The organism is Microbacterium sp. 22179 (genome assembly GCF_052045715.1).
Taxonomy (GTDB): Bacteria; Actinomycetota; Actinomycetes; order Actinomycetales; family Microbacteriaceae; genus Microbacterium; species Microbacterium galbinum.
On the sequence record NZ_JBQEPJ010000004.1, the window covers coordinates 184,427 to 207,703 of the forward strand.

The 23,277-nt window shown below is 69.9% G+C and carries 23 protein-coding genes; 12 read left to right on the forward strand and 11 right to left on the reverse strand.

All coding sequences use genetic code 11. The annotated features are described in order from the left end of the window. Positions 1 to 43: 43 nt before the first annotated feature. From ACTJKK_RS10800 to ACTJKK_RS10815, 4 genes are all read left to right on the forward strand, one after another. On the forward strand, positions 44 to 931 hold the full coding sequence (locus ACTJKK_RS10800) for an ABC transporter ATP-binding protein (protein ID WP_247633313.1): 888 nt from the start codon (positions 44 to 46) through the stop codon (positions 929 to 931). Continuing rightward, complete coding sequence (locus ACTJKK_RS10805) at positions 928 to 1,608, forward strand: ABC transporter permease (RefSeq protein WP_247633312.1); 681 nt, start codon at positions 928 to 930, stop codon at positions 1,606 to 1,608. The genes ACTJKK_RS10800 and ACTJKK_RS10805 overlap by 4 nt, the downstream gene beginning before the upstream one ends. After that, positions 1,605 to 2,378: an ABC transporter permease gene (locus tag ACTJKK_RS10810; RefSeq protein WP_440747980.1), complete on the forward strand. Its 774-nt coding sequence runs from the start codon at positions 1,605 to 1,607 to the stop codon at positions 2,376 to 2,378. The genes ACTJKK_RS10805 and ACTJKK_RS10810 overlap by 4 nt, the downstream gene beginning before the upstream one ends. 73 nt (positions 2,379 to 2,451) lie before the next feature. Continuing rightward, positions 2,452 to 3,372, forward strand: a complete 921-nt coding sequence (locus tag ACTJKK_RS10815) for an ABC transporter substrate-binding protein (protein WP_440747981.1) — start codon at positions 2,452 to 2,454, stop codon at positions 3,370 to 3,372. A gap of 145 nt (positions 3,373 to 3,517) precedes the next feature. Here ACTJKK_RS10815 and ACTJKK_RS10820 read toward each other — a convergent pair whose 3' ends face one another. Next, positions 3,518 to 4,780 carry an AI-2E family transporter gene (locus ACTJKK_RS10820; RefSeq protein WP_440747982.1) on the reverse strand — a complete coding sequence of 421 codons (1,263 nt, stop codon included), beginning with the start codon at positions 4,778 to 4,780 and terminating at the stop codon, positions 3,518 to 3,520. Between the two features lie 64 nt (positions 4,781 to 4,844). Between ACTJKK_RS10820 and ACTJKK_RS10825 the strand changes: the two genes are divergently transcribed. Beyond that, positions 4,845 to 5,144 carry a chorismate mutase gene (locus tag ACTJKK_RS10825; RefSeq protein ID WP_247623912.1) on the forward strand — a complete coding sequence of 100 codons (300 nt, stop codon included), beginning with the start codon at positions 4,845 to 4,847 and terminating at the stop codon, positions 5,142 to 5,144. 45 nt (positions 5,145 to 5,189) lie between these two features. Here the strand turns inward: ACTJKK_RS10825 and ACTJKK_RS10830 are convergent, their stop codons facing one another. The 5 genes from ACTJKK_RS10830 to ACTJKK_RS10850 all read right to left on the reverse strand — a co-directional run bounded on the left by ACTJKK_RS10830 (position 5,190) and on the right by ACTJKK_RS10850 (position 11,465). Beyond that, the gene (locus ACTJKK_RS10830; protein ID WP_440747983.1) at positions 5,190 to 5,783 is read right to left on the reverse strand and encodes a short chain dehydrogenase; all 594 of its coding nucleotides are present in this window, start codon (positions 5,781 to 5,783) and stop codon (positions 5,190 to 5,192) included. 271 nt (positions 5,784 to 6,054) lie between these two features. After that, entirely contained in the window at positions 6,055 to 8,523 is a 2,469-nt protein-coding gene (locus ACTJKK_RS10835) for a CHAT domain-containing protein (RefSeq protein WP_440747984.1), read from the reverse strand. Between the two features lie 150 nt (positions 8,524 to 8,673). Then, positions 8,674 to 10,230: a S8 family peptidase gene (locus ACTJKK_RS10840; RefSeq protein WP_440747985.1), complete on the reverse strand. Its 1,557-nt coding sequence runs from the start codon at positions 10,228 to 10,230 to the stop codon at positions 8,674 to 8,676. Positions 10,231 to 10,377: 147 nt separating this feature from the next. Beyond that, positions 10,378 to 10,848 carry a hypothetical protein gene (locus ACTJKK_RS10845; RefSeq protein ID WP_440747986.1) on the reverse strand — a complete coding sequence of 157 codons (471 nt, stop codon included), beginning with the start codon at positions 10,846 to 10,848 and terminating at the stop codon, positions 10,378 to 10,380. Next, on the reverse strand, positions 10,845 to 11,465 hold the full coding sequence (locus ACTJKK_RS10850) for an RNA polymerase sigma factor (protein ID WP_440747987.1): 621 nt from the start codon (positions 11,463 to 11,465) through the stop codon (positions 10,845 to 10,847). The genes ACTJKK_RS10845 and ACTJKK_RS10850 overlap by 4 nt, the downstream gene beginning before the upstream one ends. 123 nt (positions 11,466 to 11,588) lie before the next feature. On the opposite strand from ACTJKK_RS10850, the gene ACTJKK_RS10855 reads away from it, so the two are divergent. Then, entirely contained in the window at positions 11,589 to 11,807 is a 219-nt protein-coding gene (locus tag ACTJKK_RS10855) for an SCO4848 family membrane protein (protein WP_247623906.1), read from the forward strand. 134 nt (positions 11,808 to 11,941) lie between these two features. On the opposite strand, the gene ACTJKK_RS10860 is transcribed toward ACTJKK_RS10855, so the two are convergent. Next, the gene (locus ACTJKK_RS10860) at positions 11,942 to 13,264 is read right to left on the reverse strand and encodes an MFS transporter (RefSeq protein WP_440747988.1); all 1,323 of its coding nucleotides are present in this window, start codon (positions 13,262 to 13,264) and stop codon (positions 11,942 to 11,944) included. A gap of 74 nt (positions 13,265 to 13,338) precedes the next feature. Here ACTJKK_RS10860 and ACTJKK_RS10865 point away from each other — a divergent pair, with 74 nt between their 5' ends. Continuing rightward, on the forward strand, positions 13,339 to 13,920 hold the full coding sequence (locus ACTJKK_RS10865; RefSeq protein WP_440747989.1) for an ArsR/SmtB family transcription factor: 582 nt from the start codon (positions 13,339 to 13,341) through the stop codon (positions 13,918 to 13,920). A gap of 82 nt (positions 13,921 to 14,002) precedes the next feature. On the opposite strand, the gene ACTJKK_RS10870 is transcribed toward ACTJKK_RS10865, so the two are convergent. The 3 genes from ACTJKK_RS10870 to ACTJKK_RS10880 are packed head-to-tail and all read right to left on the reverse strand — an operon-like array spanning position 14,003 to position 15,980. Then, complete coding sequence (locus ACTJKK_RS10870; protein WP_247957357.1) at positions 14,003 to 14,689, reverse strand: hypothetical protein; 687 nt, start codon at positions 14,687 to 14,689, stop codon at positions 14,003 to 14,005. Continuing rightward, positions 14,689 to 15,591, reverse strand: coding sequence for an ABC transporter ATP-binding protein (locus ACTJKK_RS10875; protein WP_440747990.1), 903 nt, complete (start codon positions 15,589 to 15,591; stop codon positions 14,689 to 14,691). Before ACTJKK_RS10875 ends, ACTJKK_RS10870 begins: the two co-directional genes overlap by 1 nt. Further along, positions 15,588 to 15,980, reverse strand: coding sequence for a GntR family transcriptional regulator (locus ACTJKK_RS10880; protein ID WP_247623901.1), 393 nt, complete (start codon positions 15,978 to 15,980; stop codon positions 15,588 to 15,590). Before ACTJKK_RS10880 ends, ACTJKK_RS10875 begins: the two co-directional genes overlap by 4 nt. Before the next feature lie 124 nt (positions 15,981 to 16,104). Here ACTJKK_RS10880 and ACTJKK_RS10885 point away from each other — a divergent pair, with 124 nt between their 5' ends. From ACTJKK_RS10885 to ACTJKK_RS10905, 5 genes are all read left to right on the forward strand, one after another. After that, entirely contained in the window at positions 16,105 to 17,379 is a 1,275-nt protein-coding gene (locus tag ACTJKK_RS10885) for an alanine racemase (RefSeq protein WP_440747991.1), read from the forward strand. A 145-nt stretch (positions 17,380 to 17,524) separates the two neighbouring features. Further along, a complete protein-coding gene (locus tag ACTJKK_RS10890; RefSeq protein WP_440747992.1) occupies positions 17,525 to 18,742 on the forward strand; it encodes a class I SAM-dependent methyltransferase in 1,218 nt (405 codons plus the stop codon). Positions 18,743 to 19,151: 409 nt separating this feature from the next. After that, a complete protein-coding gene (locus ACTJKK_RS10895) occupies positions 19,152 to 20,480 on the forward strand; it encodes a quaternary amine ABC transporter ATP-binding protein (RefSeq protein ID WP_247957360.1) in 1,329 nt (442 codons plus the stop codon). Further along, entirely contained in the window at positions 20,477 to 21,472 is a 996-nt protein-coding gene (locus ACTJKK_RS10900) for an ABC transporter permease (RefSeq protein ID WP_440748135.1), read from the forward strand. Before ACTJKK_RS10895 ends, ACTJKK_RS10900 begins: the two co-directional genes overlap by 4 nt. A gap of 70 nt (positions 21,473 to 21,542) precedes the next feature. After that, positions 21,543 to 22,460 (forward strand): glycine betaine ABC transporter substrate-binding protein, encoded by a 918-nt coding sequence (locus ACTJKK_RS10905; RefSeq protein ID WP_440747993.1) that lies wholly within the window; start codon positions 21,543 to 21,545, stop codon positions 22,458 to 22,460. Positions 22,461 to 22,585: 125 nt separating this feature from the next. Here the strand turns inward: ACTJKK_RS10905 and ACTJKK_RS10910 are convergent, their stop codons facing one another. Continuing rightward, positions 22,586 to 23,020, reverse strand: coding sequence for a PoNe immunity protein domain-containing protein (locus ACTJKK_RS10910; protein WP_440747994.1), 435 nt, complete (start codon positions 23,018 to 23,020; stop codon positions 22,586 to 22,588). Positions 23,021 to 23,277 lie beyond the last annotated feature (257 nt).

Consider the following 23,277-nt stretch of genomic DNA (forward strand, 5'->3'; position numbering starts at 1 on the left):
CCATCGTCGCGCCCTGCATCGATCCCCCGACGGGAGACCACCCATGATCGAATTCCGCAACGTCACGAAGCAGTTCCCCGACGGCACCGTGGCCGTGAACGACTTCAGCCTGGTGCTGCCGTCGCGCAAGACGACGGTGTTCGTGGGCTCGTCGGGCTGCGGCAAGACGACGCTGCTGCGCATGATCAACCGCATGGTCGAGCCGACCTCGGGCGACGTCGAGATCGACGGCGAGAGCGTGCTCGGCGGCGACCCGGTGCAGCTGCGCCGTCGCATCGGCTACGTCATGCAGAACTCGGGACTGATGCCGCACTTCACGGTGATCGACAACGTCTCGACCGTGCTGCGTCTGAACGGCGTGAAGAAGTCCGACGCGTACGCGCGCTCCCGTGAGCTGCTCGACACGGTCGGTCTCGACCAGAAGCTCGCCGAGCGCTACCCCAGCCAGCTCTCGGGCGGTCAGCAGCAGCGCGTGGGTGTGGCCCGCGGTCTCGCCGCCGACCCGAACATCCTGCTCATGGACGAACCGTTCGGCGCCGTCGACCCGATCGTGCGCGCAGACCTGCAGCAGGAGACCCTGCGGCTGCAGCACGAGCTCGACAAGACGGTCGTGTTCGTCACGCACGACATCGACGAGGCATTCCTGCTCGGCGACCAGGTCGTCATCCTCGACAAGGGCGCGCGGGTCGTGCAGGTGGGCTCGCCGAGCGAGATCATCGAGAACCCGGCCGACGACTTCGTCGCCTCGTTCATCGGCGCGGACCGCGGGCGCCGCGCGCTGCACCTCAAGCAGACGCCGCAGGGCACCGTGGTCGTCGACTCCGAGGGGCGCACCCAGGGCGCGCTCGTCGCTGAGACCGAGCACGTCGACGGTCCGCTGGCGGGGCCGGATGCCGCTGCCCTCGGCGCCGTGCAGGGTGGTCAGCCGTGAACTGGGTCGTCAACAACTTCGGGCTGATCCTCGAGCTCACCGCGGTGCACCTGCGGCAGAGCATCGTGCCGATCGTGCTCGGGTTCGTCCTCTCGCTGCCCCTCGGCTGGGTGGCCTGGCGGTACCGACTCGTACGCGGCCCGATCATCGTTCTGACGGGTCTGCTGTACACGATCCCCTCGCTCGCGCTGCTGATCCTGCTGCCCGCCACGCTCGGCTACTCGGCGATCAGCGAGACGAACCTCGTGATCGCCCTGACGATCTACGCGATCGCGATCCTCGTGCGCGCCGTATCCGACGGCCTCGACTCGGTCGACGACGATGTGCGCCAGGCGGCGACGGCTACCGGGTTCGCGCCCTTCCGCCGTTTCTGGGCGGTCGAGTTCCCGCTCGCCGGCCCCGTGATCCTCGCCGGACTCCGAGTGACCGCGGTCAGCACGATCTCGCTCGCCACCGTCGGCATCCTGATCGGCGTCACGAACCTCGGCTACCTCTTCACGAACGGCCTCGAACGGCGCATCATCGCCGAGGTCTTCGCCGGGGTGATCGCGGTCGTCGTCATCGCACTCGTGATCGACCTGATCCTGCTGCTGGTCGGCCGCGCGCTCATGCCGTGGACCCGGGCGGCCTCGAAGGCCACCGCGAGCCGCGCGATCGCCGTGGGGGCTCCCGCATGAACCTCTTCGTCGAAGCCTTCGCCTGGATCTTCGCCCCCGCGCAGTGGACCGGCACCTACGCGCTGCCCAAGCTGCTCGGCGAGCACCTCGCCCTCACCGCGATCTCGGTGCTGATCGCCGCGGCGATCGCGATCCCGATCGGGTGGCTGATCGGGCACACGGGCCGCGGCCGCGAGGTGGCGGTCGCCGTCTCGGGCGCGGCCCGCGCCATCCCCTCGTTCGGACTCATGGTGCTGCTGGTGCTCCTGCTCGGGGTGCTCCGCATCCCCGAGGCCGCGATCATCACCTTCGTGCTCCTCGCGATCCCCTCGCTGCTCGCCGGTGCGTACACCGGCCTCGAAGCGATTGATCGGCGCACGCTCGACGCCGCCAAGGCGATGGGCATGACCGGCTGGCAGGTGTTCTGGAAGGTCGAGGTGCCCCTCGGCCTGCCGCTGCTGGTCGGCGGCATCCGCTCGGCGCTCCTGCAGGTCATCGCGACCGTCACGATCGCCGCCTATGTGAACCTCGGCGGTCTTGGGTGGCCGATCATCCAGGGCATCCCGCTGCGCCGGTTCGACCAGGTGCTCGCGGGCGCGATCATCGTCGCCGTGCTCGCCCTGATCGTCGATCTGCTCCTCGCCACCGCCCAGCGCGCCGCGGTTCCCGCCGGGCTCCGTGGCGGTGGGCCGCGCGCCGACGGCAAGCGATCGAGCCGGACCGCGGCTTCTCGCTCCGGCTCGGCCACGGCATCCGCCACTACCTCCGAACCCGCACCCGCCACCGCCTGAGCATTCGCCCGGCGTCATCCACCTGAATCCACAGCACTCGAAGTCCCAGCAGTTTCCAGAGAAGAGGAAGTCCATGTTCACAGCACGAGGCAAGCGCTCCGTCCTGGCCGTCGGCCTGGTGGCCGCGGCCGCGCTCACCCTGTCGGCCTGCGGCGGAAGCAACCCGCTCGACGAGCCGTCCGACAGCGCCGGTTCCGGCAGTGGCGACACCATCGTCGTCGGCTCGCAGGCGTATTACTCGAACGAGATCATCGCCGAGATCTACGCCCAGGCCCTCTCGAACGCCGGTTTCGACGTCGAGACGAAGCTCAACATCGGTCAGCGCGACGCGTACATGCCCGAGGTCGAGTCCGGCGCGATCAACGTCTTCCCCGAGTACACGGGCAGCCTGCTCGAGTACCTGTCGGACGACGAGATCGATGTCACCAGCCCCGACGACGTCTACGCCGCCCTGCAGGACGCCCTGCCCGACAGCCTGACGGCTCTCGACTTCGCCGAGGCATCCGACCAGGACACGTACACGGTGCTCAAGAGCTTCGCCGACGAGTACGGCATCACCTCGATCGCCGACCTGTCGAAGGCCCCGTCGCCCGTCACCATCGGTGCGGCTCCCGAGTTCGAGCAGCGCCCGTACAGCCCGTCCGCGGCCAAGGAGGTCTACGGCGTCGACCTGCAGTTCTCGGCCACCGGCCCGAGCACGCTCGAGTCGCTGCTCGCCGGCGAGATCCAGGTCGCCGACATCTACACCGCCGACCCCGCCTTCGAGACCGAAGACATCGTGGCCCTCGAGGACCCCGAGAACCTGATCATCTCGTCGAACGTCGTGCCGATCGTGTCGAGCGACATCGCCGACGAGGTCTCCGACGTGCTCAACGAGGTCAGCGCCAAGCTCACCGCCAAGGAGCTCGTGTCGCTGAACGTGCTCAGCACGGTCGACCAGCAGTCGTCGAAGGACATCGCCAAGAAGTGGCTCGAGGACCAGGGTCTGATCTGACCTCCTGACCGCATCACCGGAAGTGCCCGGGCCCGATGGGTCCGGGCACTTCTGCGTGTGCCGGTGGTGGGTTTCGACGCGGCTCCGAGAGGGGGACGCGCGAGGGGCGAGCGAGAGACGGGCTCCGACGGAGGATCCGCCTCCGCTACACCCGGGCGTCCTGCCTCGGCACCCAGACCTGCTTGATGATGATGAGGATGGATGCCGCCACCGGCACCGCCACGAGAGCCCCGAGCAGACCGAGCAGCGTGCCCCCCGCGAGGGCGCCGATCACCACGAGCGAGCCGGGGATCGCGATCGCCTTGTTCATGACGCGCGGAGTGATGACGTACGCCTCGATCTGCATGTAGACGAGGTAGATCGCCGCGAAGATCAACGCGCCGAGCGGGTCGGTGAAGAGCGCGAGGCCCGTGCCGATGATCCAGAACATCACCGATCCGACGAGGGGGATCAGCGTGATGCAGAACGCGACGGTCGCCATGAGCGGCGGGAACGGCAGTCCGAGGAACGTGTAGAGCAGCAGTGCGAGGATCGCATTGAAGAACGCGAGCACCACCATGCCCATCACGTATCCACCGACCGAATCGGTGATCTGGTCGGTGATGTCGCCGGCGCGGGCGCGGTCACGGGCGGGGATCAGGCGCAGCATGCTCTGCTTCATCCCGGGCAGAGTCGCCACGAAGTACAGGGTGAGCACGAGCACCACGATCACACCCGAGATCCCGGAGGCGATGGATGCTCCGACCTGCAGTGCGCCGCCGCCGATGCTGGCGATGTTGCCGGGGTCGGTGAGGAACTTCTGCACGTCGGCCACGAGGCCCTGGAACTGGTCGCCGAACTGGTCGTCGAGCGTGGCGTAGAGATCGCTGCGCTGGAAGTCGGCGATCATCCCGGGGACCGATCGCACGAAGCTCGCGATCTGCTCGATCACGATCGGCAGCACCATCCAGAGGATCAGCGCCACGACGACGATCAGCGAGAGGATCACGATCACGACCGAGATCGCCCGGGAGAGCCCGCGGCGCTCGAGGAAGCGCACCGACGGGTCGAGCCCGAGGGCGGCGAAGAGAGCGAGAGCGATGTAGATGAGCACGGTCGACAGGCTCGTGACCGCGAGCCCGAGCACGAGTGCGCCGAGACCGCCGAGGGTCACCAGGAAGCCGAAGACGAAGGGGCGGTCGATGCGCGTCCAGAACGAGCGGCTCGGCGTCATCGGCTCGATCACGACGGCCCGCTGCGGGTGCAACGTCGTCGAGTCCGGCTCCGATGCCGCAGACGGAGCCGACGCCGACGCCGACGCCGACGCCGACGCCGACGGAGCGGCCGCAGAGTCCGCGGCCGGCGAGTGCTCGTCCGCCGACGCAGCGTCGTCGGAGGGCGCGGATGCCGGCGGCTTCTCGTTGCTCATGTGCTCACGATAGCGGTGCACGGCATCCGATCACCGGCGTTCGCTCGCGCTCTAGAGTGGAGGCATGACCGCGCCACAGGATCCGAAGGCCGAACTGCTGCGCCTGCGTGCCAGCATCGACAACATCGACGCCGCGCTGATCTTCATGCTCGCCGAGCGCTTCCGGGCGACTCAGCAGGTCGGTCACCTCAAGGCCGAGTACGACATGCCCGCCTCCGACCCCGGCCGCGAGGAGCAGCAGGTCGCCCGCCTGCGCGCGCTCGCCGAGGAGGCGCACCTCGACCCCGAGTTCGCCGAGAAGTGGTTCAACTTCGTGGTGGCCGAGGTCATCCGTCACCACACCGCGGCAGCCGAGTCACGCTGACCGAGCCGGCCCGACCGCCCGCCAGGCCGTCGCCCAACCCGTCGGTCAGACCGTGATCGTCCGACCCGTCTCGAGGCCCTCCACCGCGAGGGTGTAGGCGCGACCGATCTCGTCGTCGCCGACCGGGCGATGACCGGCGAACAGCCGGTGATAGCCGGGGGAGTTCTCGAGCACGTCGGGCGAGACCGCGTTGATGCGGATGCCGCGGGGCGCCTCGGCGGCCGCCGTGATCACGAACGACTCGAGCGCGCCGTTAGCCATCGCGGCCGCCGCGCCGGTGGCGATCGGGTCGCGCGACAGCACGCCGCTGGTGAGCGTGACCGATCCCCCGTCGCGCAGGTGCGTGATCGCCTGACGCACGACCTCGATCTGCGGGAGCGTCTTGCCGAGGAACGCCGTCGTGTAGTCGTCACGGTCGAGTTCGGTGAGGTGCTTGAACGGCACGGAGCCCGCCGCCACGACCACGGCGTCGATGTCGGTCACCTCGACGAACAGGGTGGCGATCGACGCGGCATCCGCCAGATCGACGCGCACCTCGCCGGTGCGCGACGCGCGGATCACCTCGTGCCCGCGGGATTCGAGGGTGTCCGAGACGACGCGGCCGATGCTTCCGGATGCTCCGATGACGACGATCTTCATGACCCCAGTCTTTCACTGCAGACGGACGAAGGGCCCGGCGTTCCCCGTCCGCCGGACCCTTCCGAGGCCATCACGGAGCCGAGCCGCGGTGATCTCTGAGCAGTCGGTGCCGGTCGTCGCCCTCCCGCACTCCCCAGTGCACGGATGAACCCCCCTCGACCGCGTCCTCCCGACTCCGGTGCTCGGAGCCTCCCGCGTTCGACACCTTCCGAAGAACAGGAGCGCCTCGCGCCCCTCGTGATACATCGCGTCGAGAAAAACTCGAAAAACCTCAGAACCCGGCGCCGTGGCACTGGAACGGCGCCCGATGCCCGGTCTCCTGCGCGGCGACGGCGAGGGCGGGCGCGGGGTCCATGCCGTCGGCGAGGTGCCCGTGCACCGTGGCGAGCAACTCGCACGCGACGTCGTCGGGCACGGTGACGGGAGCGGCGATCACGCAGCGGGTGCCGGCATGCAGCCACACCCGTGTCATGCCGAGCGCCTCCTCGCCCCAGCGCACCGCCGATCGGCCCAGCTCGCACGCCGAGAGGATGACCGTCTCGGGCGCCGTGGGGATCAGATCGACGTCGTAGCCGAACAGCGTGCCGTCGGCGAGCTCGAAGCCCGAGAACAGGGGGTTGTCGGCGGAGTGCCGCCCGTGCGCGGCGATGTGCAGCAGATCGGATGCCCCGGCCAGCTCGGTCACGGCCGACACCGTCGCCTCGCCTCCGAGGAGCGTGGGGGTCGCGGCATCCGTCGTCGCCCAGGCCGCGCGTGCCCGTTGCACCTCTTCTGCGGCGCGGGGCACGCGCGGACCGGTGGCGAAGCCGATGCGTTCCGGGCGACGGCCCGTCGCTCGGCGGGTGCGCACCTCGGCCCAGCGCGACGCCGAGGTCGCGACCGTGAAGGGCACGCCGTGCATGCCGGGCAGCATCGCCCACGGCACACCGGCCAGTACGCCGGGCAGGGTGATGACGATGCGCTGCGCATCCGCCGGGTTCACCGCGGCGCGCACGGGGGTGAGGAGCTCGTCGTCGAGGGTCTGCAGGCGCACGGCCAGCGAGCGCTCGATCAGCGCGGACAGGGGGCCACCCCGGGTGAGGGCGGCGACGTCGAGGTCGGCGCGGAGCCCGTCCATCGCGGCGCGCAAGCGCGGCCACGACAGGTCGACGACCGATGCTCCGGATGCCGTCGTCGCCACGCACAGCAGTTCATCGCCCGTGTAGAGGTACGCGAGCAGCGCCGTGCCGGGGTCGAGGTGCGCGCGGGCGCCGGGGAGATCGAGGCGCCCGCGGGTCTCCCCGGCACCGGTCGCCGCCCACTGCCGCTCGCGCACCCGGTCGCGCAGCACGCGCACGCGGGCGTCGGTCGTCCAGTCGGCACCGGCGAGGTCGGCGCGCAGCATCCGCAGCTCGGCGAGATCGGATGCCTGTGCGTCGTCGACCGGCGGACGCACCGGCGCGACCTGGTGGCTGAGGTGACGGGCGCGCTCCGCCCACTCGAACAGCACGGCGGGGTCGCGCGTGCGCGCCGCCGCCCGGAGGCCCGCGAACATCAGATCAGTGCCGTGCATCGCGACGGACGCCTGCAGGTCGAGCGCGCCGAACGACTGCTGCCACGAGGTGAGCAGGTCGAGTCCCTCGGTCGCCGCGCGCAGGGCCGCCGTGTGGCGACCGCCCGCCGCCGCCCGGGCGGCGCGCACCTCGTGCGCCCTCAGCCGCAGCGGTGTGGGGGCGCTCGCATCGACGCGCGGCATCCGTCCGCTGCCGTCGCGGCGTGCGTCGAGGCGCAGGGCGGTCGCCTCGGTGCGGAAGCCGCCGTGCGCGAGAGCGGATGCCGTGCGCTCGATGTCGTCGTCGATGCGCGCACTGCGGCCCGAGGGGCGGGTGCGCAGCCGCGACTCGAGGCGCACGGCGTCGGCGCGCGCCGCCCAGCCCGCACTGCCGAGGGCGGCGAAGCGGCGGGCCGCCGTGCGTGCCATGCGCTCGGCCGCCACCGGGTCGTGCCGCATCAGGGAACGCGACAGGTGGAACTCCGCCTCGCCCCGGGCCTGCGGCATCCGCTGCGCCCCGAACTGCCCCGCCACCCGGGCGAGGAGGGTCTCGGCTTCGGTCGTCAGCCCGGCATCGCGCAGCACCTCGGCGCGGTCGAGGTCGCTGATCGCGGTCGCGAGGTCGCTGGTCGCCGCGAACACCGGGCGCGAGGCGGTCATGAGCGACAGCGCGGTCACCAGGTCGCCACCGAGCAGCGCCGCGTAGCCGAGGTTGTGGCGGGCCTCGGCGAGAGGCTCCTCGTCGCCGTTCGCCTCGTAGACCGCGACGGCCCGGTGCAGGTCATCGGTCGATGCCGCGAGCTCGTGCCGCTGCATCCGCACCATCGAACGGTTCATGAGGCAGTTCGCGAGCTCGGTGCTCTCGTCGCCGGTCGCCCCGAGTGCGTCGATTGCGCGGCTGAGCATGACCTCGGCCTCGGCGAGGGTGCCGCCGTGCATGAGCAGCGTGCCGAGCTGCCCGCTCAGCAGTGCGACGGTCGCGTCGCTGAGCCCCGCGCGATCGAGCGCCTCGCGGCACAGCTGCTCGGCCTCGGACGGATGCCCGGTCTGCGCCTGCACGTACGCCCGGGTGCCGTCGATCCGTGCCCGCAGGTCGGCGTCGTCGGTGCGGGCCGCGGCGTCGTCGAGGGCGCGACGGGCCGCCGCGAACCGTCGGGCGTTGGCCGCTTCGACCCCGCGCCGGTGCAGTTCGCTCGCGGACAGGGGCATCCCCCCAGAATGCCGGGTCGCGACACCCGGGGGGAAGTCCTGGTCCACGGAGTGCCGAGCCACCCCCTTCCGCGCGACCCACCCCTGTGCGTACCGCTCGGACAGGGGTGGCTCGACCGCAAAGGGGTGGCTCGGCGAGGGGGGAAGTGGTCAGTCGACCGGCGAGGGGAGGTCGGCGACCACCGAGGTCACGGCGGCGTCGACGGCATCCGCGTCGACATCCGCCACCGAGACCTCGCCCAGGAGCGCGGCGATCCGGCCCGCGACGTACGGTGCCGCGAACGACGTGCCGCTCCACACCGCGAAGCCGCCGCGGTAGTCGTCGGGATCGATCGTCTCGCGCCGCAGCCCGTCGATGTCGGCCCGCGTCATCGCCTGCTGACCGCCCACGAACGCCGGCGACGTGCTGACGACCGCGGCCCCCGGGGCGTACAGCCGCACCCACGGTCCGACGTTCGAGAACAGCGCCACCGACCGGGCCGAGGGGTTGAGCGCCCCGACCGAGACGAGCGGCGCCCAGCGATCGCGGGCGATGCCGTTGTCGGCCCCCGGCCACGCCCACAGCGACGCGGGGAACGATGGGCGGTCGATCGCATCGTTGCCGGCCGAGCACACCACCACGCAGCCGAGCTCCCGCGCCTTGGCGAGCAGCGCGTAGAGGGTGCGGCTGTAGAGACCGTCCTCCGGGGTCTCGTGGTAGTACCCGAGCGACAGGTTGAGCACGTCGATCGGATGCCCCGTCTTCGGGTCCTCGCGATACCTCCGCAGCAGCTCGATCACCTGCGCGAGCGTCGTCAGCAGGTCGCTCTCGTCGATCACCCCGAGCGCGCCGGCGACGCGCACCGAGAGGATGTCGGCATCCGGAGCGGTCTGCCGCACGATGCCCGCGATGAACGTGCCGTGCCCGGCGACCGCGTCGATCTCACCGTCGAGCTGCCCGTAGAGGTCGGGGTAGCGCTCGGGATCCGCGTCGTCGGTCAGGCCGATCGGCACCCCGTCGAGCTCGACGTGCCGGGTGACGATGTCATCGGGCAGCCAGTCGTGCACCCCGCAGCCGGTGTCGAGCACCGCCACCACGGGGCGCCGGCCCGTCGTCGGGTCGGGTCCGCGCCGGGGCGCAGGGCCCAGCCAGCTCACCGGCTGCCGCGCGCCGCGACCCGGCTCGAGGTAGTCGTCGCTGCCGCCCGCGCCGGCCCCGCGCACGGGGTTCGTGCGGCTGAACGGGTTGGTGCGGCTGAACGGGTTCGTGCGGCTGAACGGATTGAGGCCGACCGGATCGATCGAGAGCACGTGCTCGAGGCTCGTGCGCGGCATGGTCGAGCGCGACATGCGGCGGGCGCGCTGCAGCACGCGCCAGGCATCCGGAGCGACCGGGGATTCGCCGCCGGTCGGCTCTTCGGGGGAGGTCAGGCGCGCGCGGAGGAAGCCGGGGACGCCGGGCAGCAGCTCGCCGGCGTTCTCACGATCGGATGCCTCGATCTCGAGCGTCCATCCGAAGGAGTCGGCCGCATCGCGCAGCGTGCGCAGCTCGCGGTCGTACTCCTCCCCGTTCTCGAGGTCCTGCGTGATCAGCAGGCGCGTGGGCAGGTACGCGGTGGGGAACGCGCGGATGCCGTCGACCGGCTCCACACTCGGATCCAGCGCCGTGCCGCGCCTGATCGATCCCTCCGCCCGGTCCTGCCAACTCCACCCTCTCGGCTGCTCCATGCGTCATCCCTTCCTGCGCGGGTCCTTCCCCGCGTTCCATCCCCGGTGCCCGTCGGGTCGGCGGGCACCGCCACAGCTCACAGCGGTTACAGCGATCTACAGCGGTACAGCGATTACGGCGATACAGCGGTCACGGCGTCACGGCGGTCAGAGTTCGAAGCGCGGCGTCGCGAGAGTGCGCGCCTCACCGCCGACCGTGGTGGTCAGGCGCACCGTGGTCATGCCCGCGGGGACCTCGTCGAACACGAACCGTCCGGTCTCGGCGGGTGCGGTCGTGCGGATCTTCTCGGCCGCCGAGCCCTCCTCGCCCTGCGCGAGCACGATCTCGGCGGCCGCCGTGTCGACCCACCCGTCGACGCGGCGCAGGCCGCCCGCGCTCGCCGTGACGTGCAGCAGGATGCTCGTCGTGCCGTCGCTGAACTGCAACGTCAGGGCATCCGTGTCTCCGCGGACCGCGCCGAGCCGGTCCTCGATGAGCGTGAGCAGCGCGTACTCCTGGTTCAGTCCGTCCGCGGCGACGGCCGCGATCATCCGATCGACGAGGGTGTCGGGCACCGGGTCGGCATCGCGCCACATCGCCCGCAGCTCGGCGAACAGGGCGTCATCGTGGGTGCTCATGCGATCCCCTCCGTCCGCGGGGCCGTGTCGAGAAGCGAGCGCAGTTTCGCCAGGCACCGCTGCCGGGTCGGGCCGATGCTCCCCACCGGCATCGCGAGATCCTGGGCGAGGCGGGCGTAGTCCGGGCGGTCCTCGAACGCGACCACCCGCAGCAAGCGCTGGCACCGTTCGGCCAGTCGACGCACGGCGTTCCAGAGTCGCTGCCGCTCATCCGCGATCGCTGCCCGCTCCTCGGCCGAGTCCTGCACCGGCAGAAGGGCGTCGAGGTCGTCGGCATCCGTCGTGTCGACGCGTCCGTGGGCCTTGCCCACGCGCCAGGCCTCGCGACGGGCGGTCGTCGTGAGCCAGGCCGAGACAGCCTGCGCATCGGAGATCGCCGCGTGACCGCGCACCAAACGCATCCATGTGGTCTGCACCACGTCTTCGGCGAGTGAGCGCTCGAGTCCATACGCCCGGACGACATGCCACAGCACGGGCGTCATCAAGCGGACGAGCCCGTCCATCGCGCGACCGTCGCCCTCGCGCCATGCGTCGAACAGGTTCGCCGCATGCTGCCAGCGAGGGGGACCGTCGTCCGACGCAGGATCGAGCGCGGTGCCGGGAGCACCGTCGATCATGAAAGACATTGTGAGCACACCTACCAGGAGCACGGCAAGAGGTTTCTGATACATGACGTGATTGGTCGGAGTCCAGGAATCCGGGGAGCGGATGCCGCCCTGCCGGGCCGATACGGTGGACGGGTGACCCTTCTCGCCGTCATCCTCTTCCTCAACGCCGCCTTCAACGCGATCGCGTGGCCGCAGTTCCTCCGCCGGGTCGCGAAGGACCCCCGCGCCAAGGACGCGAACGGCAAGGCCACGAAGTTCCTGATCGTGCACATCGTGCTGATCTCGATCGCGCTGACCCTCGCCCTGCTCTCACTGCTCGCCGGCATCGCCGCGCTCACGGGCGCGCTGTAAGTCGGGCGCCGAGGAATTCGGGCATCCGTTCGTCGAGGCCCATCGATCGCGCCGAGACCCATCGTCCGCGACGTCGATAGGGGTGGGTCTCGACGGTTCCGGTGGGTTTCGAGGCGCCGGCGGATGCCGAGGGCTCAGGCCTCGTAGCGGCGGGCGTGCTCGGCCCACCGCGCCTCGATCGGCAGGGCGCGCAGTGCGCGGTTGCCGATCGCCAGCGCGACCGCGACCGCGCAGAGCGCCGCGCACACCAGGATCGTGCTCTGACGGCCGATCCAGGCGAGCCCGAATCCGGCGATCAGCGGTCCGAGCGGCATCGCCCCCATGCCCAGCACCCCGGCGGCGCTGTTCGCGCGCCCCAGCAGGCGGCTCGGGGTCGCGACCATGAAGTAGCCCATCATCCCGGCGTTGAGGGCGGGCACGAGCAGCACCGCCGCGCCGAGCACGGCGATGATCGCCCACGGTTCGACCATCCATGACAGCGCGACGGTGGCGACCGCGACCACCGACAGGGCGGTGATGGTCAGGATGCCGGCGCCGATGCGTGGAACCAGCAGCGGGGCGATCACGGCTCCGACCAGCATCACGGCCCCGACGCCGGCGCTCAGGGCGCCGATCAGCAGTTCGGAGTGCCCGGCCTGCTGCAGCGCGTAGATGGTCGTGGTGATCGCGGCGTTGAAACCGAGGTTCACGATCGTGGTGATCGCGAGCACTCCGCCGAGATCCGGGCGGGAGAACAACCAGCGGAACGCCTCGCCCATTTCACGGACTCCGCTGCGAGAACCTGGACCGCCCGCGGCATCCGCGGCGTGTCCGACCGCGACGTGCCGAGCATCCGTCCGTTCGTCTCCGTTCTCGCGCGTCGTGCGCGAGCCGCCCCGCGCGAGCACCCACGCGGTGCCCGCGGCGATCAGATGGCAGAGCGTCATGACGAGGCCGACCAGCCACCCGCCGACGCCGAGCAGCACGCCGCCGAGCGGTCCGCCCGCGAGCTGCAGCGCGGCATCCCGCCCCTGGTTGGCGGCCTGCGCGCGGCCCATGGCGTCGTCGGGGACGATCTCTTTCAGCGCGCTCTCGCCGGCCACGTCGAAGAGCCCGCTGCGTGCCGCGAGCAGCAGATTGATCGCGAACAGTGCGCTGAAGGTGAGCGCCTCGCTCGCCGCGAGCAGGGTGAACGCCGTGGCGAGCGCGATACCGAGCAGTGAGCCGACGAGCATCAGCACGACGCGGCGGTGGCGATCGGCGAGCACCCCGCCGACCAGGGTCGTGAGCAGGCGGGCGACGAGTCCGGCCCCCGCGATGATGCCGGCCTGTGCGGGGTCGTCGGTGACGATGAGGGCGAGGAGGGGGATCGCGAAGCCTGACAGTGCGGCGGCGAGACCCTTGCTCGTGTCGCTCACGAGCCAGGTGAGATAGCGGGTGTTCCGCCACAGGCGGTGCGGGGCGGTCGCGGTGGTCATGGCTCGATGGTAGATCCGCAAGAACAATTGCGCAACTACTATTGCGCAAATTCGGGTGCGGATAGACTCGGTGCATGGCTGACGACGAAACCGCGGCGGATGCCGAGTGGATGACCTCGGCGATGCTCAAGGCGTTCGCGAATCCGCTGCGCCGCCGCATCCTGCGCCTGTTCTCGCGTCATGAGCACCTGCGCGCCGCCGACATCGCCGCCGAGCTCGAGGTGCCGGCCAACAGCGTCAGCTTCCACCTGCGGGCACTGGCGGATGCCGGACTCATCGTCGAGGCGCCCGAACACGCGCGCGACCGCCGCGACCGCGTGTGGACGAGCCGCAAGGGGGCGCTCAACGTCGGCGGCCCCGAGAACCCCGTCGTCGACGAGACTCTCGGAACCGCCGTGATCTCGGCCATCGCCGAAGAGCATCAGGACCTGTTCCGCCGCGTGATCGCGTGGACGCCCGAGTATGTTGCCGGGCGCACGGCCGAGGTGCACGCGACCTTCTCGCAGCGCACGATCCGGCTCACCGAGGCCGAGTTCGAGAAGGCCATGATCCGTGTGAACGGCGTGCTCGACGAGGCGCAGAAGGCGCACGACGACGCCGACCCCGCCGGTCGCCACTGGCAGATCGACGTGATCGGCGCCGACGACACGATCTGATCGACCCTTCGTCTCGCTGCGCTCGCTCAGGAACCGACAACCCGGTCCCTGAGCGAGGAGCGCAGCGACGAGACGAACGGCGCTACGGCTTCGCGCGGCGGAAGGCCAGGAACGAGATCGCGGCGAGGATCGCGGCCGCGAGCAGTCCCCACAGTGCGATGCCGAGCGCGCCGGCGTCGAGGAACGCGGCGCCGACCTCCCCCCAGAGCTCGAGCCGAGTGGCCAGGAAGGCCAGGCCGATGAGCACGAGCGCGAGGCCCACGCCCACCACGGTGAGCACCGTCGGTCCCCAGCTCTTGTAGATCGTCGCTCCGGTGAAGCCGATCACGAAGAGGAGCAGGGCCAACGCGAAGTAGACCGTGAACGCTCCGAGCGGGCCGGCCTCCCAGAGCCACGGAAGGTAGAACACGTAGCCGTTGATGCCGTAGCCGTCGGTGAGGGTCTCGATCGCACCACCGATCAGGAAGATGATCCCGAGGAAGGTGCTGCCGAGAACCGCGGTGAGGAGAGTTCCGACGAAGAACTCCCGGCGCGTGACGCTCATCGCCTGGGAGAACGGGAACGTGAGCGTCATGGACGACAGGCCGAGCGCGAAGAAGTACCAGAGCGGAGCCTGCCCGCCTCCGCCGTACTTGGGGCCCGAAGTCGGGATCATCGCGTAGATGAGCACCGAGATCACGACGGCGGATCCGAGGATGATCAGCGGCACCCAGACGAAGGTCTGCCGGTTGATGAGCTGCAGGCGGACGACGTTGAGCGTGCGTCGCATCAGAGTGCCCCTTCCTTCACGGCCGAGGGGTTCTCGGCCTTCTGGGTGAGTCGGACGATCAACTGCTGGAGAGAGACGGGCGCGAGGTCGAGTCCGAGTCCGGAGACCTCGGCGCGCTCGGCGGGAGAGAGGGCGCCGAGCACGGTGACGGATGCCACGCGTCCGAGCGACTCGCGGTGGAGGACTTCCCGGTCGCCGACCCAGGAGTCGACGGCGGCGGCGTCGCCGACGACGGTCACGGCACGGTCGCGCACGGCATCCGTGTCGTCGTTGAGGAGGATGCGTCCCTGGTCGATCACGATGACCTTCTCGATGAGGTTCGACACCTCGTCGATCAGGTGCGACGACAGGACGATGGTGCGCGGGTGTTCGGCGTAGTCCTCGATGAGACGGTCGTAGAAGATCTGCCGGGCGACGGCGTCGAGCCCCAGGTAGGGCTCGTCGAAGAACGTCAGCTCGGCGCGCGAGGCGAGCCCGATGATGACTCCGACCGCCGAGAGCTGGCCGCGCGAGAGCTTCTTGATCGTCTGCTTCATGGGCAGCTGGAACTCGGCGATGAGTTCGTCGGCGAGGGCCTGGTCCCAGTTCGGGAAGAACAGGCGGGCGGCCGTGAAGGCGTGCCGCGGGTAGGCGTCGTCGGGGTACTTCTGACTCTCGCGCACGAAGCAGATGCGGCTGAGCACGCGGGAGTTCTCGTACGGGTGCTCGCCGAACACCCGCACCGAGCCCGAGGTCTCGAAGTTCTGGGCGGTGAGGATCGACATGAGCGTCGTCTTGCCGGCGCCGTTGCGACCGAGGAGGCCGTAGATGTGGCCGCCCTCGAGCGAGAGCGACACGTCGTCGAGAGCCCGGGTGTCCTTATAGCGCTTGGTGAGGTTCTGCACCTCGATGACGGTGGTCATGCGGGGGTCTTCCCTTCTCGTGCGGTGGAGGTTCGTGCCGCGCGCTCGGCGAGCAGCGCGGCGAGGTCGTCGGCGTCGAGACCCAGGGTGCGGGCCTCGGTGATCAGCGGATCGATGTACCGGTCGGCGAAGGCGGCTCGGCGCTCGCCGAGGAGGCGCTCGCGGGCACCGTCGGCGACGAACATGCCGATCCCGCGGCGCTTGTAGATGACGCCCTTGTCGGTGAGCATCGCGACTCCTTTCGCTGCGGTGGCGGGGTTGATGCGGTAGAACGCGGCGAGCTCGTTGGTCGAGGGCGCCTGGGCCTCCTCGGCCAGCGAACCGTCGACGATCGAGTCCTCGATCTGCTCGGCGATCTGGAGGAAGAGGGGCTTGCCTTCTTCGATCACGCGTCCTCCACGGGTTAGGGGGTTACTTACATGACTAACTAACCCCTTAACCGGGAGTGTTGTCAACACCTCGGTCGCGTAGATTCGTAAGGACCCCCGACGAACCCCACGCGAAGGACACCCCATGGCACGGCTTCAGGACGGGTGGGGCGACGAGCGCCTCACCGCACGCGACAAGGGAATCCCTGAGCGAGCGATCGGGCTGACCGTCGACGAGTTCCTCGCGACCGGGCCCCGGCTGTCGGAGTTCTGGACGCCGATCATCGCGCTCGACGACGCCGCGATGCGCCACAACCTCTCGGTGATGGCCGACTGGACCTCCGCCCGAGGCCTGCAGCTCATGCCCCACGGCAAGACGACCATGGCCCCCGCGCTCTGGCAGCGTCAGCTCGACATCGGATGCCCCGGCATCACCCTCGCGACCATGGGCCAGGTGCGCACCGCCCGCACCTTCGGCCTCGACAGCGTCATGCTCGCGAACGCCGTCGTCGATGCGCGCTCGCTGCGGTGGCTCGCGGGCGAACTCGCCGACCCCGACTTCCGCTTCGTGAGCTGGGCCGACTCCCTCGAGACCGTCGACGCGATGGAGCGCACCCTGCGCGAGACGGGTGTGCCGCGTCGGGTCGACGTCTGCGTCGAACTGGGAGCCGAGGGCGGGCGCACCGGCGCCCGGAGCGTCGAGGCGGCGATCGAGATCGGGCGTCGGATCGCGGCATCCGATGTGCTCCGCCTCGCCGGCGTCGGCGGCTACGAGGGTGCCCTCGGGCACGACCGATCGGATGCCGCGCTCGCCGCCGTCCGCGCCTACCTGGCCGACCAGCTCGTCGTGCACGAGGCCCTCGGCGACCTCTACGACGAGGGCGACGTGTTCGTCACGGCGGGCGGCAGCGCCTATTTCGACCTGGTCGCCGAGGTCTACGCGCCCGCGATCGCCCGCGACTCCCGCACGCGGTTCACGCTGCGTTCGGGCGCGTACATCGTGCACGACGACGGCTTCTACCGCGGCATCTCGCCTCTCGACGCGACGTTCCCCGGCACGGAAGCGGGCGGGGTGTTCCGCCCGGCGATGCGCGGCTACGCGCGGGTCGTCTCCCACCCCGAGCCCGCGCTCGCCCTGCTCGACGGCGGCAAGCGCGACTTCCCCTTCGACGAGGGGCTGCCCGTCGTGCACGGGGTCGCCGGAGATCTCGGTGAGGCGCTCGCGCCGCTCGCCGGGGCATCCATCACCGCGATGAACGACCAGCACACGTTCCTGCGCGGGGCGGACGTCGCGATCGGCGACGTCGTCGCCCTCGGCCTCTCGCACCCGTGCACCGCGTTCGACAAGTGGCACTTCCTGCCCGTCGTCGAGTCGGCCGAGTCGGATCGCGTCGTGGAGCTCGTGCGCACGTTCTTCTGAGGGCTCTCTCGTGGTGGGCCCTTCGACAAGCTCAGGGACCCAGCTCCTGAACCCTGGGTCGCTGAGCCTGTCGAAGCGTCCCGGACCCCGGTTCCTGAGCGAGGAGCGCAGCGACGAGACGGAGGGCCCCGCGTACAGTGAACAGGTGCCGGAGTTCCCCTACAGCCGCCTGCGTCGCTGGCCCGATGTCGAGGCCGAGAACCTGCAGGCGCACGACGCGACCGATCTGCTCCTGACCGAGCGTGCGCTCGCGCTCGTCGCGGAGCGCGGTGTCGCGGGCCCGGAGATCGCGGTCATCGGCGACGAGTACGGGGCGATCACGCTCGCGCTGACGGATGCCGGGCTGCGCGGCATCCGCGTGCACCAGGATCTGGCGACCGGTCGCCGTGCGCTCGACCGCAACGCCGCCGACCTGGGGATCGACGGCTTCGTCGCGCACGAACTCGACAGGTCGCTGCTCGACGGCGCGCGACTGGTGCTGCTGCAGCTGCCGAAGGCGCTCGCCGAGCTCGAGGAGATCGCGGATGCCGTGGCCCGCGGGGCCGCCCCCGATGCGCTGCTCGTCGCCGGCGGGCGCGTGAAGCACATGACCATCGCGCAGAACGAGGTGCTCGGGCGCAGCTTCGGCACCGTGCAGGCGCAGCGCGCCGAGCGGAAGTCGCGACTCATCATCGCGTCGGAGCCGAAGGAAGTGCCGGTCGCGCCACCTTTCCCGGTGACGGCCACGCATGACGGGTTGACGCTCGTCGCGCACGGCGGGGCGTTCGCCGGAGCGAAGCTCGACATCGGGACGCGGGTGCTGCTCGACGTGCTGCGGGGTGGGGCCCTTCGTCTCGCTTCGCTCGCTCAGGAACCGGAGGTTTCTCGGTCCCTGAGCGAGGAGCGCAGCGACGAGACGAAGGGCGCTCAGGAACCGACGAAGGGCGCTCAGGTCCTCGACCTGGGCTGCGGCACCGGAGCCCTCGCCGTCTCGTACGCCCGGGCGCACCCGGATGCCCGCGTGATCGCGACCGATCGCTCGGCCGCAGCCGTCGCCTCCGCCCGTGCGACCGTCGTCGCGAACGGCGTCGCCGACCGGGTCACGGTGACCCACGACGATGCGGCCTCCGAGGTGCCGACGGCATCCGTCGACGTCGTGCTGCTCAACCCGCCGTTCCACCTCGGGGCGAGCGTGCACACGGGCGCGGCGACGCGCCTGTTCGAGGCATCCGCTCGTGTGCTCCGACCCGGCGGAGAGCTCTTCACGGTGTTCAATTCGTCACTCGGATACCGGGCCGAGCTGACCCGTCTGGTCGGCCCGACCGAGCAGCTGCACCGCACGCCGAAGTTCACGGTGACGCGCAGCATCCGTCGTCCGCGCTGAGGGGTCAAAACACGCCGCGATCGGATGCCGCCGCGCGGCGTGTCTCGACCCCTCAGGGGGCACGAGAAACGCTCGCGGCACGCCCGCTCGAGATTCGCTAGATGCCCGAGCAATTCCCCGGTCAGCACGCGATTCTATGAGTATGCCGATAGACCGGATTTGCCCCTGACCGGCCATTTCGTTACGTTGGTCTGTGGGCCTGACGGCCCGAAGACCAGTCCGCGACCACGTCCTTCTTTCGATGAGCTGTGCTGCGAAGAGGCGTGGACGTACGGTCGTTGCTCTATCGCGGTGGATCCGAAATCCGCCGTCCGTGCCGCCACAGCAGACATGTCGAACGGCCTCGAGAGCATCACCCGGGCGTAACCGAAGCAGGCTCAGCCACCCGAAGGCGAGCCGCAGGGGAAACGTGTCCGAAACCGTTCTAGAAGCGCGCAATCTTTTCAAGGTGTTCGGGAAGAATCCGAACCAGGCCGTCCGCCGGCTGAAGGCGGGCGAGAGCCGAACGCAGGTCGCCGAGGCAGGAACCGCCGCCGTCATCGACGCCAGCTTCACCGTCAACCGCGGTGAGATCTTCGTCATCATGGGGCTCTCCGGCTCCGGCAAGTCCACTATCATCCGCATGCTCAACGGCCTGCACCCCGCCACCGACGGATCCGTCACGGTGAACGGCGATCCGATCACCGGCATCCCGGCGTCGCGTCTGCGCGAGATCCGCCGCGACCGCGTGTCGATGGTCTTCCAGCACTTCGCCCTGCTGCCGCACCGCACGGTCGCCGCGAACGTCGCCTACCCGCTCGAGCTCAAGGGCGTCGCCAAGGCCGAGCGCCTCGCGAAGGCCGAGGAGATCCTGTCGCTCGTGGGCCTCGAGGGCCAGGGCGAGAAGCTGCCGTCCGAGCTCTCGGGCGGAATGCAGCAGCGCGTCGGCATCGCCCGCGCGCTCGCCGCCGACAGCGACATCCTGCTGATGGACGAGGCGTTCAGCGCCCTCGACCCGCTCATCCGCCGCGAGATGCAGGAGCAGCTGCTCGAACTGCAGCAGAAGCTGCACAAGACGATCGTGTTCATCACGCACGACCTCAACGAGGCGATGTTCCTCGGCGATCGGATCGCGGTCATGCGCGACGGACGCATCGTGCAGATCGGTACGCCGGAAGACATCCTCACCGACCCGGCCAACGACTACGTCGAGCAGTTCGTGCAGGACGTCGACCGTGCCCGCGTGCTCACCGCCGGCAACGTGATGGAGCGTCCGCGCCCCGTCGTCGCCGAGGGAGCCGGCCCGCGCACCGCGCTGCGCCAGATGCGCGACGCCTACATGTCGGCGACCTACGTCGTCGGCCGCGACCGCCAGCTCGTCGGCATCGTGACCGACCGGGATGCCGTCAAGCTCGTGCGCAAGGGCACCTCGACCCTGCGCGACATCATCAAGCCCGTGCCGCAGAGCGTGAGCGAGGACGAGGTGCTCATGAATCTGTTCGTGCCCGCGGTCGAGTCGCCGCTGCCCCTCGCGGTGACGGATGCCGCCGGCCGACTCGCCGGTGTCATCCCGCGCGTGACCCTGCTCGCAGCCCTCGGCCCCGGCCCCGGTGCGACGGGTGAGCTCACGCTGCCCCTGCTGCCGATGCCGCAGGCCGAGATCGACGCCGTGCTCGACGACGGGTGGACGGCGGACCCTTCGACAGGCTCAGGGACCCAGGTCTACGGGGACGCCCCCACGAGTGAGGAGGTGCGCTGATGGACTTCCGCATTCCCCTCGGTACGTGGGTCGCTGCCGGTGTCGACTGGATCAAGGACAACCTCGACGGTTTCCTCGGTGCGATCTCGTTCGTCGTCTCGTTCCTCGTCGACGGTCTGACGCGCGCGCTGCTCAGCCCGCACTTCATCGTCATCATCGTGATCGCCGCGCTCATCGCGTGGCTGGTGCGTTCGTGGCAGCTCGCGATCGGCACGGTCGTGTCGTTCGGTCTGATCGTCGCGATGAACCTCTGGGTGCCCGCGATGCAGACGCTCGCGCTGGTGCTCGTCGCCGCCGTGATCGCCGTCGTCATCGCGATCCCGCTCGGCATCTGGTCGGCCCGCAACGCCACCGTGCGTGCGATCCTCAAGCCGGTGCTCGACTTCATGCAGACGATGCCCGCCTTCGTCTACCTGATCCCCGCGATCGTGTTCTTCAGCATCGGCGTCGTGCCGGGCCTCGTCGCGACCGTGATCTTCGCACTGCCCCCGGGCGTGCGACTGACCGAGCTCGGCATCCGCGGCGTCGACTCCGAGACGGTCGAGGCCGGGCAGGCGTTCGGCGCCAAGCCGGGGCAGATCCTGCGCGGCATCCAGCTGCCGCTCGCGATGCCGACCATCCTCGCCGGCGTCAACCAGGTCATCATGCTCGCCCTGTCGATGGCGGTCATCGCCGGTATGGCGGGCGCCGACGGCCTCGGAAAGCTCGTCGTCGAAGCGATCTCGACCATCAACATCGCCAAGGGCGTCGAGGCGGGTCTGGGCGTCGTGCTCATCGCCGTCTTCCTCGACCGCGTGACCGCGGCGCTGGGCACGCTGGGGGAGAACCCGTCGTCGCTGCTCGGCCTGCTCGCGCGTCGGCGTGCCGGCAAGCGTGAGCCGGCGGCATCCGGTTCGACGCCGTCGGCGGGCTCCGGCGACTCGGCCGACGCCTCGACTCGGGCCGAGCGCGAGGTCGCTTCCCCGCGCCGGGCTCCGATCACCACCGCCTGACTTTCCCTCCGAAGCACCACTGCAGTACCCGCAACACAGCACACATCCATACGTGACGAGAGAGATACACATGAAGAAGAAGCTCCTGACCATCGCGGCGATCGGCGCCGCAGCATCCCTGACGCTCGCCGGTTGCAGCGGCGACGGCATGGGCGGCACCGGAGGCGGCTCCGACAGCGGCGACGCCGGCTCGGGCGACAAGGGCACGATCACGCTCGGATTCCTGCCGTCGTGGACCGACGGTCTCAGCACCGCGTACCTGCTGCAGGACCAGCTCGAGAAGATCGGCTACACGGTCGAGATGAAGACGCTCACCGAGGCCGGCCCGCTGTACACCGGCCTCGCGCAGGGCGACGTCGACATCTACCCGTCGGCCTGGCCCGAGCTCACCCACAAGTCCTACATGGACACCTACGGCGACGACATCGAAGACCTCGGCGCGTACTACGACAACGCCAAGCTCACGATCGCGGTTCCGGAGTACTCCGAGCTGAACTCGATCGAGGACCTCGTCGGCAAGGGCGCGGAGCTCGATGGCAAGATCTACGGCATCGAGCCGGGTGCCGGTCTCACCGCGCAGACCCAGTCGATGCTGCCCGAGTACGGCCTCGACAGCGAGTACGAGCTCGTCACCTCGTCGACCGCCGCGATGCTCACCGAGCTGAAGTCGGCGACCGACAAGCAGGAGGACATCGTCGTGACGCTGTGGCGTCCGTTCTGGGCCAACGACGCCTTCCCCGTGAAGGACCTCGAAGACCCGAAGGGTGCCATGGGCGACCCCGAGGCCCTGCACTTCCTGGGGACGAAGGGCTTCGCCGAGGAGTTCCCCGAGGCCGCGGAGCTGATCGAGCAGATCAAGCTCGACGACGCCCAGTACGGTTCGCTCGAGGACCTCGTCGTGAACGAGTACGGCGAGGGCAAGGAAGCCGAAGCGGTCGACGCGTGGCTCGAGGAGCACGGCGCGGACTTCGACTGGGTCGTCAGCTGATCTGACGCAGTCGCGCGCCCCGCGCTGCAACGCGATGGGCGGATTTCTCGCCGATGGGCGGAGGATTCTTCTCGAATCCTCCGCCCATCGGTGTTTTCTCCGCCGGAACGATGACGGGTGCAGAGTCAGCGGGGGAGGAAGGCCTCCGGGTAGTACTCGTTGTCGCGATAGCTGGAGTCGTCGAGCTCGAGGAGCTTGGTCAGAGCGGCGCCGGAGAAGCACCAGTATCCGGGGTACTGGATCGGCGCCCCGCGCTTCTGCTGGCGGAGGTGCTCGCCCCAGCCCTGTCGTTTGCGTGTTCCGTTGTACCAGTGCTGCACGAACTGCCCGACGAGCTTCGGCCGCGCCTCGGGCGGTGCCTGAACGGCGGCGATGAGGCGGTCGTAAGGGCGGGGGTGCGAGAGGGTCACCTCGATGCCGTCGAGGGTCGGATGCCGTCCGGCGAGGTATTCGAGCGCGGTGTCGGGGCCGAGGAGCGGCAGCGTATCCGCGATGCGAGAGCGATGCTCCGCTGTGCCGAGGAGGATGACGGCGCCGAGGAGTTCGGCGGTTTCGATCATCCAGGTGGGCGCTTCGACCAGTGTTCGCGGTTCTTGACCCGACGCCGGACGCTGTTGCGATGAGAGGATGTCGTAATCGACATGCGCGTCGACCGCCCGGTCGAGATGATGTTTCAGCCGAGCAGTCGGCTCCCCGAGCGAGTACGAGAGGGAGAACGCGTCGAAGTGCGCCCGCGAAAGGTCTCGTAGCGCCAAAGCGTTCGGTTGCCCGCGCTTCATGAACCGTTCTTCGTTCCAGGGGATGTCTTCGAGCACGG